Origin of the sequence: Actinomadura physcomitrii, assembly GCF_008923205.2 — a bacterium.
GTDB lineage: Bacteria > Actinomycetota > Actinomycetes > Streptosporangiales > Streptosporangiaceae > Spirillospora > Spirillospora physcomitrii.
Genome location: NZ_WBMS02000081.1, coordinates 1 through 14319, shown reverse-complemented (window position 1 = coordinate 14319; position 14319 = coordinate 1). Strand labels below are relative to the sequence as shown.

Below are 14319 nucleotides of genomic sequence, written 5' to 3'. Positions count from 1 at the left end.
AGCTGAAGCGGGCCAACGAGATACTGAAGGCCGCCAGTACGTTTTTCGCCGCCGAGCTCGGCCAGCCCCGGACGAAGTAGTCGCGGTGGTCGACCACCTTCGCGACCGCTTCGGGGTCGAGCCGGTGTGCAGGGTGCTGAACCTGTGCCCGGGCACCTACTACGGCCGCAAACGCCGCCCGCCCTCGGCCCGCGCCCAGCGCGATGCAGCCCTGCTTGAGCAGATCAAAGACGTGCACCAGGCCAACTACGGGGTCTACGGATCCCGGCGTGTGCACCAGCAGCTGCGCCGCGAAGGCGTGCGGGTGGCGCGGTGCGCGGTGGAGCGGCTGATGCGCGAGCATGGGCTGGAAGGTGTGCGCCGCGGAGCCAAGCGGCGCACCACCACACCCGACGAGTCGATGCCTCGACCACCGGATCTGGTCAACCGGCGCTTCACTGCGGACCGGCCGGACCGGTTGTGGCTGGCCGACATCACCTACGTGCGCACCTGGGAAGGCTGGGTGTACGTGGCGTTCGTGCTGGACGCCTTCTCTCGCCGGATCGTCGGCTGGCAACTGGCCTCCCACCTGCGCACCGACCTTCCCCTGGACGCACTGGAGATGGCGCTGTGGCAACGACGGCGCGAGGGGCGGCCGCAGGCCGGCGGCCTGATTCACCACAGCGACAACGGCTGTCAGTACACCAGTTTCAGGTACGTCACCCGGTTGGCCGACGTCGGCGTCATGGCATCGGTTGGTTCGGTCGCCGATTCCTATGACAACGCCATGGCCGAAGCCTTGAACGGCACCTTCAAGGCCGAACTGATCCACCGGCGAACCTGGCGCAGCCGTGACCAGGTCGAATACGCCATTGTCGAATGGATCGGCTGGTACAACCACCGGCGTCTGCACTCTGCCATCGGTGACGTGCCACCTGCCGAGTACGAAGCCAACCACTACCGTTCCATCAACGCCACAGCGCCAACTGGCGCCAGGTAATCCGGGCTTCACCGAACCCGGTACGGCTCAAGGGCAGAGTTGGCTTGGCGGTCGCCGCCGCGATTGAGCCGGTGACGTTCGGTCTTGCCCGAAGATGCCTGGATCGGGCTGGCTCCGTACAGCGCGGCGAATGATGCCTCGCTGCGGAGACGTTCGGGATTGTCTCCTGCGGTGATGAGCAGGGCCGCAGCGGTGTCGGGGCCGACGCCGTAGCAGTCCAGCAGTGCCGGATGGCAGGTGGTGATGGCGGCGGTGATCTGGGTGGTGAGGTCATCGATCTCCTCGGACAGACCCAGGATCCGCCGAGCCAAAGACCGCAGCGTGTAAACGGCTGCGGCACTGGTGGTCGCGGGGGCGGCGGGATCCAGGTCGGCGCAGCGGCGGATCAGCCGCGGGTTGCTCAACCCCGTCAGTGACTCGCGAAGCACGGGTTCGGCGCGCACCAGGACGGCCTTGAGCTGGTTGATGGCCTGCGCCCGAGACTTGATCGCCGAGTCTTTGGCCATCTTGAACATGCGCACCATCTCCACGGGGCCGTCACCGGTCTTGGCGACGGCGGTGGCCCGGCCCGACAGGACCGCGTGAGCGGCGGCTTCGGCGTCGATGGCGTCGGTCTTGCCGCGGCGGCGGCGTTGGGCCTTGTCCGGCTGGTTGATCTCCAGGACGATCACACCGGCCGCCTGTAGGTGACGGGTCAGCGCGATGCCGTAGGAACTGATGCATTCCACGCCGGCTCGTGCGACCGTGCCGAGACCGCGGCCCCAGTCCAGCAGTTGCTGGTAGCCGGCCGCGGTGGCGGGGAAGCGGCGCTGCCCCAGTAAAGCCCCCCGGACGGTGACGGCGGCGGCGACGTGCGCGTCTTTGTGCGTATCGACACCCAGGATCACGCTCTCCTGGCTGGTGTCGGACTGACCGGGCTGGTCGGCGTGGGGCATCCTGGACACGGTCGCCTGACTCCTGACGGCTTGGGAACGCGGGCTGGCCAACGCCGGACCGGGTGGGCGGTCAGGACTGTGACGGCGCCTTGTTCGCGGCAAGGCCCCTATCGGGACACGCCGACCTGGTCCGGCGGCAGCAAGCACCACCCCAGATGGCGGTCGACAGATCAAACTCAAGGCCCTATGGCCAGTCGTAACGCGGGTCAGACCACCACCCGAGGCGGCACCCGCTCATCCTCACAGTCGTAGCGGGTGGCGATGCCGCGCCATTGCTTGAGGCGGCCGATGCAGCGTTCGACCACGTTGCGGCGCTTGTAGAGGGCTGGGTCGAAGAGCGGTGGGCGTCCGCCGCGTGAGCCGCGGCGGGCGCGTCCGGCCTGCTGGTCGCCACGTTCGGGGATGGTCGCGGCGATTCCCCGTGCCCGCAGTGACCTGCGGATCGCGGCCGAACTGTAGGCCTTGTCGGCGATCACCCGATCCGGCCGGCACCGAGGACGCCCCGAACCGTGCCGCGGCACGGCGATCGCCGCCAGGACCTGCCCGAAGGCGGTGCAGTCGTTGACATTGCCGGGCGTGAGCACGATCGACAAAGGCAGGCCGCGCCCGTCGACCGCCACGTGAATCTTGGTGGTCAGCCCGCCCCGTGACCGCCCGAGCGCCTGACTGCTCCCCGATGCCGGGTTCGTCCCGTCCGGTTCCCCTTTTTGCGGGCCCCGGCGGCGTGCTGGTGCGCGCGCACGATGGTGGAATCGACGCTAACGGTCCACTCGATCCGGCCGACCGAGTCGTCGTGGACCTGCACGTGAGTCAAGATCGCATCGAAGGTGCCGTCGGCAGCCCACCGCCGGTACCGCTCATAAACGGTCTTCCAGTTGCCGTACCGCTCGGGCAGGTCCCGCCACGGCACACCGGTGGCCAACTTCCACAAGATCCCGTTCAACACCGTCCGGTGATCAGCCCACCGGCCACCACGAGCGGACTGCGCAGGCAAAAGCGGCTCGATCCGCCGCCACGCCGCATCGGTCAACTCATGCCGTCGCACCACGACACACCATCAACCCACACCCACCAGATCGCCCTCAGCAAAACACCAAGATCTACCGGACAGGCCCTAGCACCATGGCCTTGTCCCGGCCGCCCCGCTTCTCCTCCGCGAACATCTCCTGCAACCCCTCCAGATACCGCTCGCGCTGTCCCCGCCGCTTCCGCGACGTCTGCCCGCGCCGCGACACCCGCAGCAACGGGTTCCTGGCACCGGCCGCCTCCGGGAGCGCGAGCGGTTCCTCGATCTGCCGGGCCGGACGCTCGGGCAGCGGGTGAACGGTCCGTGCGGGACGATGCGTCGGCCGCGTCGCCGCAGTGTCGCCTTCACGCTTGAGGGCTGCCGTGTTTTCCGGCGGGCGTGTGCAGGCCCTCCTCCAGCGGAGACGATGGCGCGGGCACGGCACGGTCGATGGCGGCCGCGGCGATCGCTGTGGCGGTGACACGGGCCGAGTGGCCGAGGTGTTGGGAATCCACGATCGTTTCGCCGGCGAGATGGCGGTCGAAACCGAACAGGAATGCGTCAGACCCGACCTTTCTCAGGCTCGCGCGCACATTGCCGATGTTCACTGGGGAACCACCATGCGGCGTCCGCTCGGTGAAGACCACGAGGGTGCGCCCCACCAGGTCACTGAAACCGCCCGCCCGCAGCCAGGTGAGGGCGCGGCTCGCGCTGGCGGCCCCCAGCGCCGTGGCGGGAGTGACGAACACCTGAGCGTGGGCGCTCGCGAGGATTGCGCGGTGCAGGTCCGACCGCAGGCCCCCGCCGCAGTCGATGACCGTGACGCCGAAGAACCGGCTGAGCGGCGGTCCCGCGGAACGGTAGACGACGGCGGCGTCGCCGTCCGATCTCCTCCTCCAACTCGGCGAGCCGGATAGCGTCCACAGCCGCTCGCCCAGTCGCGCCAGATAGGGCTCGAGCTCCTCGAACGGCGCCGTTCCGAGGCCCGCCCGCGCCAGGTCACTGAGGGACCGGCCGCCGGAGACGCCCAGCCTGAACGGCAGCGATCCGAACTCCGGATCGAGATCCAGGGCGAGCACGCGGTCCTGCCGGTAGCGGGCGAATGTCACCGCGAGGAGAGCGGCGAGGGTGCTCTTGCCGGATCCGCCGTGGATGCCGGTGACCGCGATCCGCAGTCCCGCGATGACCGGTCGCTGGACGCAGCTCACGTGCTCGGCAAGCCGTTGCGCGTCGCCGACCGCCAGGAACGGCTTGGCCACCCCCCGTCTGAGCCGCCGCAGCAGTGATTCGCCGTGCACGTTCTTCAGAGCGAGACCATCCGGCGTCTTCAGCGGAGGAGACGACGGAATCGGTGCGGGTTCGACCGTCCACTCCGGTTCGGCCCAGTTGTGATCCAATCTCCGTTCCCTTCAGAAAGTGCCGAGCAGCGTTCGAACGTGCCGAAGGTCCCGATCACTACCGGGCCTACCGCCACCAGGGGAAGACCCGTGCCAGCGCGTACACGGCGGCGGTTCACGGCGCGTCCAGGCCGAACACATCCCAGACGGCGGCTGCGGCGCCGGGCGCCGCCATCGTCCCGCCGCCGATGAGGCCGTCCCGGCCGAGCGGGAGTGAGGCCGGGACGTGAACAGCGCGGCGACCGGAACGATCCCACCCCACCGCCTGCGCCGGCCACGCGTGGGAGGCGGCGGCCCACACGGCGAGCATGCCCGTCGCGCCGCCGCCGTGTGTGATCCCGAAACCGGCGCGTTCGCGCTGGGCCCTGCTGACGCCCGCGCCACCGGCGAGGATGGTCACTGCGACGGCGGCGAGGACTCTGGGAGCTGCTCCGGCAGGTGGTGCGGTCCGGAGACCCGGGCAGGCGGCGAAAAGCAGTGCGGCGGTCGCGGTCCAGCGGGCCGCGACCGGGCTCCATTGGACGACCTGCCAGTGCGCCCCCACCACCTTCGACTCCTCATGCACGACGGGGACGGGCAGCACCACGTCGGCTCGGCGCGTCTCCCCGACCAGGGTTCCCTTGCTCCACGTGGCCATGATCCCTCTCCGTACAGGTCACCGAGGCACGGAGCGGCCGGTGACGCGTTCGAGGCAGCCGTCCGCAGCAGTCGGCGGAGCGTCGGTAGCACGGGCGGCGGTTGAAACAGTCCGGCATCGACTGTGAACCGCACGCCGCCCGGGCTGTGGCCAGCGGCGCCCTCGCGGCGATCGGCTTGACGACGCGATAAAGCCTGCAGAAGGCAGGGCGAGCAGCAGCTGCGGTGTTTGAATGGATCGAGTGCTGGTACAACCCGTTCAGAAAGAATTCCAGCATCGGAATGCTGAATCCGGTGGACTACGAGGAACGACACCCAACCGCGATCACGACCACCTGACCCATCTTACCCCAGCCGTCCGTGCTACGGGGGACCTCAGGCCCACAATGGCCCTGGTCTGTACGAGTATTCACAGTCGATAATCGATACGCCGTCAATCCGGCATAATCAAGTTTTGTGACTCTGCTCATGCCGCCACGACTCACCGCCTCCGCTACGTCGTTGGGCGAAGCGGCGCGACAACGCGGCCTACGCGTCGTCCAGTTGCCGACCTTCGATGTTCCCTCCGGGCTGCGCGCCGACCACCTGCACGCCGGGCCGAGCTTCGCCGACGCCGTCGCTCCGCGACTGGGCATCGCACCGCTTGAGGCACCCCTCGGCTGGCTGGCCGATCTGCCACGCGCGTTCACCCAGCGAGAGATCGTCATCATGAGCATTGAGGAGACCTACGCGCTCCGCCGCCCCGCTTTCATCAAATCCCCCAACGACAAGAGCATCCGGGCCTTGGTCTACCCGGACGGGTCGCGCCTGCCCGGCCCGGATGCAGTCGATCCGCAGACGCCGGTGCTCGTCAGCGACGTGGTGACATTCGATGCCGAATACCGCCTGCACATACTCGAAAAGACAGTGCACGCCGGCAGTCAGTATGCGGAGAACGGGCAACTGAAACTGGGACCACTGTCCACCAGTGCGTCCAGATTCGGAGCCGACCTCCTCGCAGAGTGCGGGCATACGCTTCCCACAGCGATCGTCGTTGATGTCGGCACGACGGACGGCCGCTGGGCCGTGATCGAGGCCAACGCGGCCTGGGCAAGCGGCCACTACGCCGCCAACACCGACCGTGTTCTCGACGTCGTACTCCGCGCCGCAGGGCCAGCCGCAGACGTCGCAGCCCACGATCGTCCCTTCATCCGCGCTCCCGGTCCGTCAGCCACCCCGTCAGCGGGAGACACATAGATGCTCCGGTGTACGCCCTCGGCGGGCCCGACCTCCCGCATGCGAGTGGTCAAGGTCGTGCAGGTCGGCCTCGGTGCCGACGCGGGCGGACGGCCCCTTGGCGTCGAGCAGCATCGTGGGCTCGAACGGAGCGACGAGGACGAGGTGGGCATTGTCGGCAGGTCCGGCATTTTCCACTCGGCGGTAGACCACAGGTGCTCGGGCAAGCGCTTCAGTGCGCCTCGTCGCCGCCCAGGGCTCGTCCTGCGTGTCCATTTCGGTGGCGGCGTGCGCGGTGATGACGGGCCGCCTCCTTGAAGACCCCCTCGCACAACTCCCGCTTGCCGCGGAAGTGACGGTAAAGCGACCTCTCGGTCACACCCGTTCCTTCGCGGACCGCGTCGAGACTCGCCGCCGCGTACCCGCCGCCGAGGGAACAGTGCGCGAGCTGCGGAGAGGCGATCGAAAGGCGGCCTGGCACGGCCATCGCCCCTCCCGAGCGTCCGGCTCATCGGGAGACGAACCGGCGGATGGTTCGCGCTGGCTGCGGCGGGGCCTGTCCGCCAAGCAGGGCCGGCCGCTTCTCCAGCGGCGGATCGGGACCTTTGGCCCGCTGAGCGGCGAAGACGTGGCCGATGGTCACAGCACGCTTCGCGACGACGGAATCCACTGAACGCCACATCTCGTGGTTGACACTTCGTCCTGCTCCGCGACTGTCATGAATGGTGGTCGCGGACCGGGTCAGGGGCCCATCGGCGGTCACCCCACGGCCCCGCCCCTGCGTTCCCCCCGTTACGCGGGGCGGGGCCGGGAAACCTGCTTAGGTCGACCACTGGAGGAACGACGATGAGGCTTCGCGCGACGGCAGGCATCGTCGCCGCAACGGGTGTCCTTTTCTCTGCCCCGACGGCCGCATTGGCCGCTGAAAGCTCGGAACCTGGATTCTCCAAGATTGCCGGTGCCTGCGCTGAACTTACGGATCAGGGCGCCGGCTGGGCAGAGCTGCGCAACGACTGCCCCTGGAAAATCAAGGGGTCCGTTGTCTTGAGCAGCGGAGACACGCCCGCGTGCGTGCAGATCGCGCCACACGGCACCAACACCGTCACCTGGGAGGAGGACGGGACGGCCGAGTACGCGATCGACTGCCAGGCCCCGGCGGCCGGTCGGCCGGCACGCTGAGGACAGGCTGGGATGGGGCCGGGCGGCCGGCGGCGAACCACGGTCCCGCCGCTCTGCCGAGGAATTGAGAGACCATGGTGAACTCCGTATGACCCCGCATCAGCCCCCTTACGGCGGGCAGCCCGTCCCGGTGCCGCAGCAGGGAGCCTACGGCTCCCCACCGTACGGCCCCCCTAACAGCTGGCAACCCGCCCCCGCGCTGGGCGGTGGCCCGCCGAACCCGCCACTGCCGCCGAACAGGCGCAAGGGCGGCGTCGTTCTCGGCATCATCGGCGGCAGTGTCAGCGTAGTCCTCGTCATCGTGATCCTCATCGTGCTGATCACGATGAGGTCCGAAAGCGGGTTCCCGGACGCCAAGTTCGCCCTGACCTTGCCCGAGGCGCTGGTCGACGGCCGCTTCCAACTCGCCCAGGACCTCTCCGACTCGGAGGGGCAGAGGATCGAGGACGAGGCGGGCGCCGAATACGTCAAGATCACCGACTCGGTGGTCGGCAAGTACGACCTGGGCGGTGACGAGTCCAGAGGGGTGCTGCTGCTGTCCGGCATGTACGGCCGCTTCAAGGACACGGTCGTGCCGCGCGAGAACATGCTCAAGGGGGCCGGAGAGGGCGAGGGGGTGACCGTGGCGATCGGGCCGAGGGTCTTCACGCAGAGCGGCTCGCCGACCGTCAGCTGCGAAGTCCTTAAGCAGGACAAGTCGGGTACAACCCTGATTTACCCCGTGTGCGCCTGGGCCGACGAGAACACGGCGGCCGCGGTCGCTCCGATCACCAGCAAGACGGCCTCCCAGGATCCATCCGGCCCGGATCTGCGGTTCTACGCAAAACTTACACTCCAGGTCCGCTCCGAGGCAGTGAAGCCAATCGGGTGATCGCGCACACCGGTCTCCGACAGAGCGCAATGGGCAAGGTGCAGGCAGGACGCCGCAACGCCACTGCTGGCCGGACCAGACGGCCTGCGCACAGTAGACGGCATGAGACAAGCACGACGTGTCATAGTGATCGGCGATATCGAGATCGCCCGGCTCGCCTGTGCCTCACTCACCCGGCAGGGCAGCACGGTCACACACCTTTCCCAGCCGACCGAGAACGAACTGCGCGATGCCCTGGCCTGGGAACCGCATGCGGTCGCCGTTCTCGTCCGCGGTGACGTCGCCGCCCTCCGGTACGCGCTGCTGGTCGAGCATCTGCGTCCCCGCATCCACCTGGTGGTCATGCTTTTCGACCGGACGGTCGCCGACCAGCTCCTGAAGACCGTTCCCAACTGCCAGGTGACCTCCCCGGCGGACATCTCCGTGCCCGCCATCATCGGAGCGTGCCTCGGGAAGCCTGTTCTCGCCGTCGACGTCCGCAGTTCTCCGGCCAGAGTCCTCATCGAGGACGCCGAGAGGATCACCATGGACCGCTGGCGCCCCGATTCCCGCCCTCGAAGACTCATGCGTGCACTTTCCCGCCAGTTCCGCTCCCACGACCTGACCAGCCGGATTCTGCTCACCGGGCTCACGGGCCTAACCATTACCCTGCTATTGGAGTGGTTGCTGGCGGTCGTCGCCCTGCATCAACCGGTGACCGTCGCCTTCTATTCCGCCACCCGTGTCGTCGCCACGGTCGGCCCCGGAGAGTCCCAGCCCGCATCGAACTGGTACCTGGCCCTGTCCGGTATCGGAATGCTGCTGACCATCGGTTACTCCGCCCTTTTCACCGCCGGCATCGTCAACCGTCTCCTGTCCGACCGCAGTATCGACATCATCGGCGCGAGAACGCTGCCGACCCGCGACCATGTCATCGTCGTAGGGCTGGGACAGATCGGGCTCCGTCTTTGCACGGCACTGCGTCACCTGCACATACCCGTCCTGGCGGTGGAACGCGATCCCCGGGCCACCAATCTGCGGCTCGCCAAGGCCGCTGGGATCCCCGTGCTGATCGCGCACGCCGAAGACCGTGCCGTGCTCGGCCGACTCTCCTTGCACCGCGCCCGGGCTTTCGCCGCCATGGGCGCCGACGACCTGGACAACGTCGAAGCCGCCATCGCGGCGCTCGCGCTGGAGCCGGACCTGCGCGTGGTGCTGCGAGCCGGACACAACACCGTGATCACCGAGACCAGGTCACTGTTCCCGATCGGCGATGTCTGCGACATCTCAGCCATGACGGCGGCGGCGGTCGCCGCCGCAATGCAGGGGGAATCTGCGCATTTCGTCTACCCTCACCGCGGAAAATTGAGAACCCACCCTGATGCCGACTGCGTTGCGACCGCCCGCGATCTCGTTCGCAGATGCGATTGCTCTGACCCACTCCACCGGTGAGGGCGCGCTTCAGTGGAAGGCGCCCTCACCGGTGGTCATCGGTCCCCGCCTTCCTCTCCGACCAGGAGGGGGGTCGAAGAGATCGGCATGCGCATCACTCCGCGTTGGAGGCGGATGGGGACGTTTTCACCGAGGGCGTTGATGCCGTAAGGGCGTCCCCTGAAGGGCCACGGGCAGGTGATGTGCGCTGTCTCGTTGACGCGGCTCCAGCCGACGAAGGTCGAGCTCCGTCCGCGCCGCTGGATTTCGTACAGGTAGGTGCCCGGCCGACCGGGGTTGTGGTGAAGGACGGTGTGGGCGTCGGCGAGGTGGGCTGCCATGAGCGCGTAGGTGTCGGCTTGGGGTCGCCGGCGGCCGATGTCACCGCCTTCGTAGTCCATGAGCGCGAACGCGTCGAACATCAGGGACCGGATATTGAGGCGGCTGCCGGTGTCGCGGGCCTCGGGGGCCAGCTGGAAGCACGCTACCCGTTCGACGCCGGAGGCCAGGAGCAGCACCGTGCGGATCACGATCTCCTCTTGGAGATGGCGGTCGCGTTCCGCGGCGAGGTCGGCGGAGCAGTCGGCCATGAACATCTGCAGGGTCGGCGGCAGCTGGTCCCGGCAGTCGTAGAGGTCGACCATGGCGGGGGTGGTCCGGTCGAAGTCCAGTCCTCCGTCGACCAGCCGTGATTGCCCGAGAAAGACGCGGCGGTGCTCGGTGAGCACATCGGTCAGGTACGGAAGGTTCTCAGGGAAGCTGGGTGGCATGGGGCCGTTGTGCTCGCCGACGACGATGGCCTTGTGGGCACCGTGGGCGGCCAGCAGCGCCTTGCTCGCCTGAATGAGGGCAGGGATCGCATATGGGTCGCCATAGGGGTGGAGGTCGAAGAGGTCGAAGTGGTCGCGGCCCTCGCCGATGATGCGGTCGAGGTCTTCCGCCCATCGCTGGTTCCCGCTGCCTTCTTCGGCGAACATGGCGGCGGGGACGGCGCCGCCGAGCACGACGAGCGAGCCGGGGGCAGAGTCCCTGACGACGTCCGAGAAGACGATGAGCTGGGAGAGGTACTCGTCGACCTTTCCCTCCCACAGCAGCGGCACGCACGGTTCGTTCTCGCACTGCCAGTAGCGGATCGCGCCGCCGCAGCGCCGGACCAGTTCGGTGACGAAACGGCGATAGTCGTCGATGTCGGTGGCGGGTGAGGACGGTAGGAAACGTGTCGCCTGCTGTGTCGCCCATGGGGAGCTGGAGCAGACGGTGACCCATGCTTCGTCGCCGTCCTCGAGCTGGTCGAGGAACGCGTCGACGACGTCCCAGGTGAAACGACCGGGCTCCGGTTCGATCTGCGACCAGAACAGATTGATGCGCACCAGGTCGATGCCCAGCGAGCGCACGGCGGGCATGAAGCACTCGGGGTCGTCGAGCAGGCCGTAGCTGATCCCCCGGCAGATCCCGATCCGCGGGCCCGACAGCGAGGTGGCCGGCGGCGGTGGCGAGATCATCGCATGGCCTTCTGCATCTTGCCGCGGTATCCCAGCACGACGGCCAAGCCGATGCCGATGATGGCCAGGCCGACCAGCCTGGACACCGCCAGCACCTGGGCGGTGGACAGCATCACCGCGAGCAGGGTGAGGACGAGGGCGTGGACGAGGAACGTCGCGCCCATGATCGTCGTCAGCACGATGGAGGCCTGCCGTCGTTGCGCGTCCGCCTGTGGTTGCGGCGGTTGCGGCTTACGCCGGGCGAGCAGTTGCGCGGCGACGAGAAGCAGTGGTCTGCGCACCGCAGCCGAGCCGAGGAACAGCAGCCCGACCGGCCCGGTCAGGACGGCTTCCTGCATCTTCAGGACGAACGTGTTGCCGCCTGACACCAGCACCGCGATCAGTGCAATGCCGAAGGTGACGGCCGCGATGACGCCGATGGCGTCCACTCGCCGCCGCCAGGCGAACACCGCCAGGGTGCAGGCGACGGGGATGGCCATCGCAATCGCCAGGGCTGCGGCGTCGCCGGACAGGTGCGGGCGCAGGAGCAAGTAGGCCAGCAGCGGGACGACGCCGTTGAGCGCCAGGCTGGGCAAGAGGGTCCGGACGAGTGCGCGGTTCACGAGGTTCCGCCTCGCCTGGCGACGAGCCAGCTGATGCCGGACGCGACCAGTGCCAGGCCTCCGACCGCGACCGTGATCTCCCGGAATCCGCCGAGGTCGAGTGCGCCCACGGCGACGAGGGCGACGCCGACGAGGGCCAGGCGAATGGCCATGTTCTTCTCCTGTCTCTGTTCGAACCGGTACACTTAGGTACCATGAGTACCCTCTCAAGGTACTCATAGTCCCCTATTTTGACAAGCGTAATGGCGGATCTGCCGTCAGCAAGGTACTGATGACTATTTGGAGACACCGATGACCTTGGATGACACCGACCCGCCCCCGACCGTGGCCGACGGCGGCGGAGCCAAGGCGACGCGGAGGCAGCGGCGAAACGCGGCGGAGGTCCAGAGCGCCGTCCTCCTGGCTGCGGTCGAGGAACTCTCCGAGAACGGCTACGACGGCTTCACCATGGACCGGGTCGCCGCCCGCGCTGGCACGAGCAAGACGGCGATCTACCGGCGCTGGCCCAGCCGCACCGCGCTGGCCTTCGCCGCCTATAAGCAGATGGTGGCCCGCCCGGAGGACCCGCCCGACACCGGCGACCTCCGCTCGGACGTGCTCGAACTGCTCCACGCGGCGGCCGACCGGATGGACTCCCCCGTGCAGACCCAGATCATCCGCGGGCTGGTGATCGACGCTCGCCACGAACCCGAGGTGATGGCCGACCTGCGCGATGAGTTCGGCCAGGGCGCTCCCGGCACGATGTTGACCATCCTGGCGCGCGCGGTGGCCCGGGGAGAGGCGCGCCAAGATTCACTCATTCCCCGCATAGCCACGCTTCCCATCGCCCTGCTCCGCAGCGAGTACTTCATGTTCGGCCCCGGCCCGGTCTCCGACCAGGTCATCACCGAGATAGTCGACCAGGTCTTCCTGCCCCTGGTGCGCCCGCGCTGACTCACCGCGGCACCTCGACCTCCCGCACCCTCCGCGACATCGTCGGACGGAACGCCACCCTCGTCCGAGGTTCACACCGCAGGGGGGCCTGCATTCGGCCGGAAGCCCGGGCGCGGACCTCTTCGAGCGCCGCCTCGTGAGGCTCGCCCCAGGCCCGGTGGCAGGCGTAGCCGAAAACGTCACCAGTCGCGGTATGGGCCTGAAGAATCTCGCAGTGCGCGGCGACCTCGCGAGCCTTGCTGTAGTCGGACAGGAAAACGCCGTCGCTGACGGCCTCGACCACCTCGCGATCCGGAATGCCTTTGCCGCGGGCCTCTGCATAGCCCACCGCGCGCTCCCCCCAAAAGACGAGCCACGCGAGGCGCCGAACACCGGCCCCCGATTTGCGTGCCGCTATCAAGTGGTCGAGCATCACATTCCCTGTCCTGCCGTCGATCAGCGTGCGGTCATCACGTACCGTCCGCGGACGGGAGCGGTCAGCAAGTCGAGCGGTGCGGCCTCCCCGCCCCGGGCCACGTTGCAGGCTGGTGCCCCCACAGGACGGTTACTCGCGGAGGCGAGTAATGTGACAAGCGGACGTGATGCGGTTGCCGACGGTCCGCTGGCCGGCCTGTGGGCGGTTTTTCTGGACCTGACGGGAAAGGTCGAGAAGGAAATCGTCGATCTCGACGACGCCCTGCTCGAACTGCGAAAGCACGAGGTCGTCGACGCGTCCGGCTGCACATGGCGCGTCGACCCGATGACTCAGTCCTTCATCCGGCGAGGCCCGGAGGACGGCGCAGCCTGGCGGCCGGCCGCTCCGTCCGAATTCGCGGAGACAGCGCCGACCGAAACGACCGGTCAAAAGCCGGGGGACGTCGGCACGGTTTCCTTTCCCCCGGCCGCTCCCAGTCAGCTGGCCGCAGACGACAACACCACACTCCAGGCCTTGTTTCCCAGCGAGAGGAGGGAACAAGCCCCGAAGCCGGCGAGGATGCGCCACCCGATGCTCTACGCCTCTATCGCGGGCGCGGCACTGGTCCTCATCCTGCTCATCGCCGTGGTCGCACAAGTCGCTGGCCGCAGAAGGGAGCCACCGCCCCGGAGCGAACCCATTCCATCTCAGACGACCCTGGTCACGCGGCAACCGTCGACACTCCCGAGCGGCCTCGCATCGGCGGAGCCCTATTCGGTACCGCCATCGGGAAGATGTACCGCCGTTCTCACCGCGATCAGCTCAGGCGATCTGAACCGTATCGGCCGGGTGACGGAGCGGAGCCAGTACAACTACAACAACCAGCGCCTGCATGCCGCCATCTACTCCGGCTGGGCCAACGCCGGCCTCACCATCGATCCCTTGGACCCTGTCGGGGATCAGTCAGGCACATCGGCGACGCAGAACTGGGAACTGCATGACGGAAAGACGGTCATCGCGGTTGCGGTCGTCACCTGGCGGCGTGCGGGCCCGACGTCCGCATGGCTGCTGACCCAATGGCCAGAGTTCCTCTCCACCAGCTGATCCGGCCGTCCGGCTGCGTTCCACACCTAAGAGCGTGTCTCACGTGGGTTGCGGGTGTCCTGCGGGATAATGCGGGATCGTGTCGTCGGATCTTGCGTTGCGGCTGGTGCCGGATGAGTTGTGGGAGCTTGCCGAGCCGCTGATCCCTGTGTTCAG

The 14319-nt window shown here is 68.0% G+C and carries 15 protein-coding genes and 1 pseudogene; 7 read left to right on the top strand and 9 right to left on the bottom strand.

Annotated features, from left to right (window positions below; genetic code table 11):
* The coding region (locus F8568_RS45930) for an IS3 family transposase (RefSeq protein WP_151600474.1) at positions 1 to 979 on the top strand (979 nt) is incomplete at its 5' end.
* Between the two features lie 8 nt (positions 980 to 987).
* On the opposite strand, the gene F8568_RS45925 is transcribed toward F8568_RS45930, so the two are convergent.
* The 4 genes and pseudogenes from F8568_RS45925 to F8568_RS45910 all read right to left on the bottom strand — a co-directional run bounded on the left by F8568_RS45925 (position 988) and on the right by F8568_RS45910 (position 4954).
* Positions 988 to 1914: an IS110 family RNA-guided transposase gene (locus F8568_RS45925; RefSeq protein WP_202126160.1), complete on the bottom strand. Its 927-nt coding sequence runs from the start codon at positions 1912 to 1914 to the stop codon at positions 988 to 990.
* A gap of 206 nt (positions 1915 to 2120) precedes the next feature.
* Positions 2121 to 2962, bottom strand: a pseudogene (locus F8568_RS45920) (IS5 family transposase).
* 323 nt (positions 2963 to 3285) lie between these two features.
* On the bottom strand, positions 3286 to 4317 hold the full coding sequence (locus F8568_RS45915) for an AAA family ATPase (RefSeq protein WP_151600473.1): 1032 nt from the start codon (positions 4315 to 4317) through the stop codon (positions 3286 to 3288).
* 115 nt (positions 4318 to 4432) lie between these two features.
* On the bottom strand, positions 4433 to 4954 hold the full coding sequence (locus tag F8568_RS45910; protein WP_151600472.1) for a hypothetical protein: 522 nt from the start codon (positions 4952 to 4954) through the stop codon (positions 4433 to 4435).
* Positions 4955 to 5409: 455 nt separating this feature from the next.
* On the opposite strand from F8568_RS45910, the gene F8568_RS45905 reads away from it, so the two are divergent.
* A complete protein-coding gene (locus F8568_RS45905; RefSeq protein WP_151600471.1) occupies positions 5410 to 6189 on the top strand; it encodes an ATP-grasp domain-containing protein in 780 nt (259 codons plus the stop codon).
* A 211-nt stretch (positions 6190 to 6400) separates the two neighbouring features.
* Here the strand turns inward: F8568_RS45905 and F8568_RS51445 are convergent, their stop codons facing one another.
* The gene (locus F8568_RS51445) at positions 6401 to 6655 is read right to left on the bottom strand and encodes a helix-turn-helix domain-containing protein (protein WP_151600470.1); all 255 of its coding nucleotides are present in this window, start codon (positions 6653 to 6655) and stop codon (positions 6401 to 6403) included.
* A gap of 557 nt (positions 6656 to 7212) precedes the next feature.
* Here F8568_RS51445 and F8568_RS50090 point away from each other — a divergent pair.
* The 3 genes from F8568_RS50090 to F8568_RS45890 all read left to right on the top strand — a co-directional run bounded on the left by F8568_RS50090 (position 7213) and on the right by F8568_RS45890 (position 9649).
* Entirely contained in the window at positions 7213 to 7347 is a 135-nt protein-coding gene (locus tag F8568_RS50090; protein ID WP_268896555.1) for a hypothetical protein, read from the top strand.
* An 88-nt stretch (positions 7348 to 7435) separates the two neighbouring features.
* Positions 7436 to 8218, top strand: coding sequence for a hypothetical protein (locus F8568_RS45895; RefSeq protein WP_202126159.1), 783 nt, complete (start codon positions 7436 to 7438; stop codon positions 8216 to 8218).
* Positions 8219 to 8320: 102 nt separating this feature from the next.
* Positions 8321 to 9649: an NAD-binding protein gene (locus tag F8568_RS45890; protein ID WP_151600468.1), complete on the top strand. Its 1329-nt coding sequence runs from the start codon at positions 8321 to 8323 to the stop codon at positions 9647 to 9649.
* 35 nt (positions 9650 to 9684) lie between these two features.
* Here F8568_RS45890 and F8568_RS45885 read toward each other — a convergent pair whose 3' ends face one another.
* The 3 genes from F8568_RS45885 to F8568_RS45875 all read right to left on the bottom strand — a co-directional run bounded on the left by F8568_RS45885 (position 9685) and on the right by F8568_RS45875 (position 11884).
* The gene (locus F8568_RS45885; protein ID WP_160574029.1) at positions 9685 to 11022 is read right to left on the bottom strand and encodes a beta-galactosidase; all 1338 of its coding nucleotides are present in this window, start codon (positions 11020 to 11022) and stop codon (positions 9685 to 9687) included.
* A gap of 104 nt (positions 11023 to 11126) precedes the next feature.
* On the bottom strand, positions 11127 to 11732 hold the full coding sequence (locus F8568_RS45880) for a VC0807 family protein (RefSeq protein ID WP_151600466.1): 606 nt from the start codon (positions 11730 to 11732) through the stop codon (positions 11127 to 11129).
* Positions 11729 to 11884 carry a hypothetical protein gene (locus F8568_RS45875; protein WP_160574028.1) on the bottom strand — a complete coding sequence of 52 codons (156 nt, stop codon included), beginning with the start codon at positions 11882 to 11884 and terminating at the stop codon, positions 11729 to 11731. Before F8568_RS45875 ends, F8568_RS45880 begins: the two co-directional genes overlap by 4 nt.
* Before the next feature lie 145 nt (positions 11885 to 12029).
* Here F8568_RS45875 and F8568_RS45870 point away from each other — a divergent pair, with 145 nt between their 5' ends.
* Entirely contained in the window at positions 12030 to 12665 is a 636-nt protein-coding gene (locus tag F8568_RS45870; protein ID WP_236010156.1) for a TetR/AcrR family transcriptional regulator, read from the top strand.
* A 1-nt stretch (position 12666) separates the two neighbouring features.
* Here the strand turns inward: F8568_RS45870 and F8568_RS45865 are convergent, their stop codons facing one another.
* Entirely contained in the window at positions 12667 to 13080 is a 414-nt protein-coding gene (locus tag F8568_RS45865) for a hypothetical protein (protein ID WP_160574027.1), read from the bottom strand.
* Positions 13081 to 13230: 150 nt separating this feature from the next.
* Between F8568_RS45865 and F8568_RS45860 the strand changes: the two genes are divergently transcribed.
* On the top strand, positions 13231 to 14163 hold the full coding sequence (locus F8568_RS45860; protein ID WP_151600464.1) for a hypothetical protein: 933 nt from the start codon (positions 13231 to 13233) through the stop codon (positions 14161 to 14163).
* The last annotated feature ends 156 nt before the right edge of the window (positions 14164 to 14319 follow it).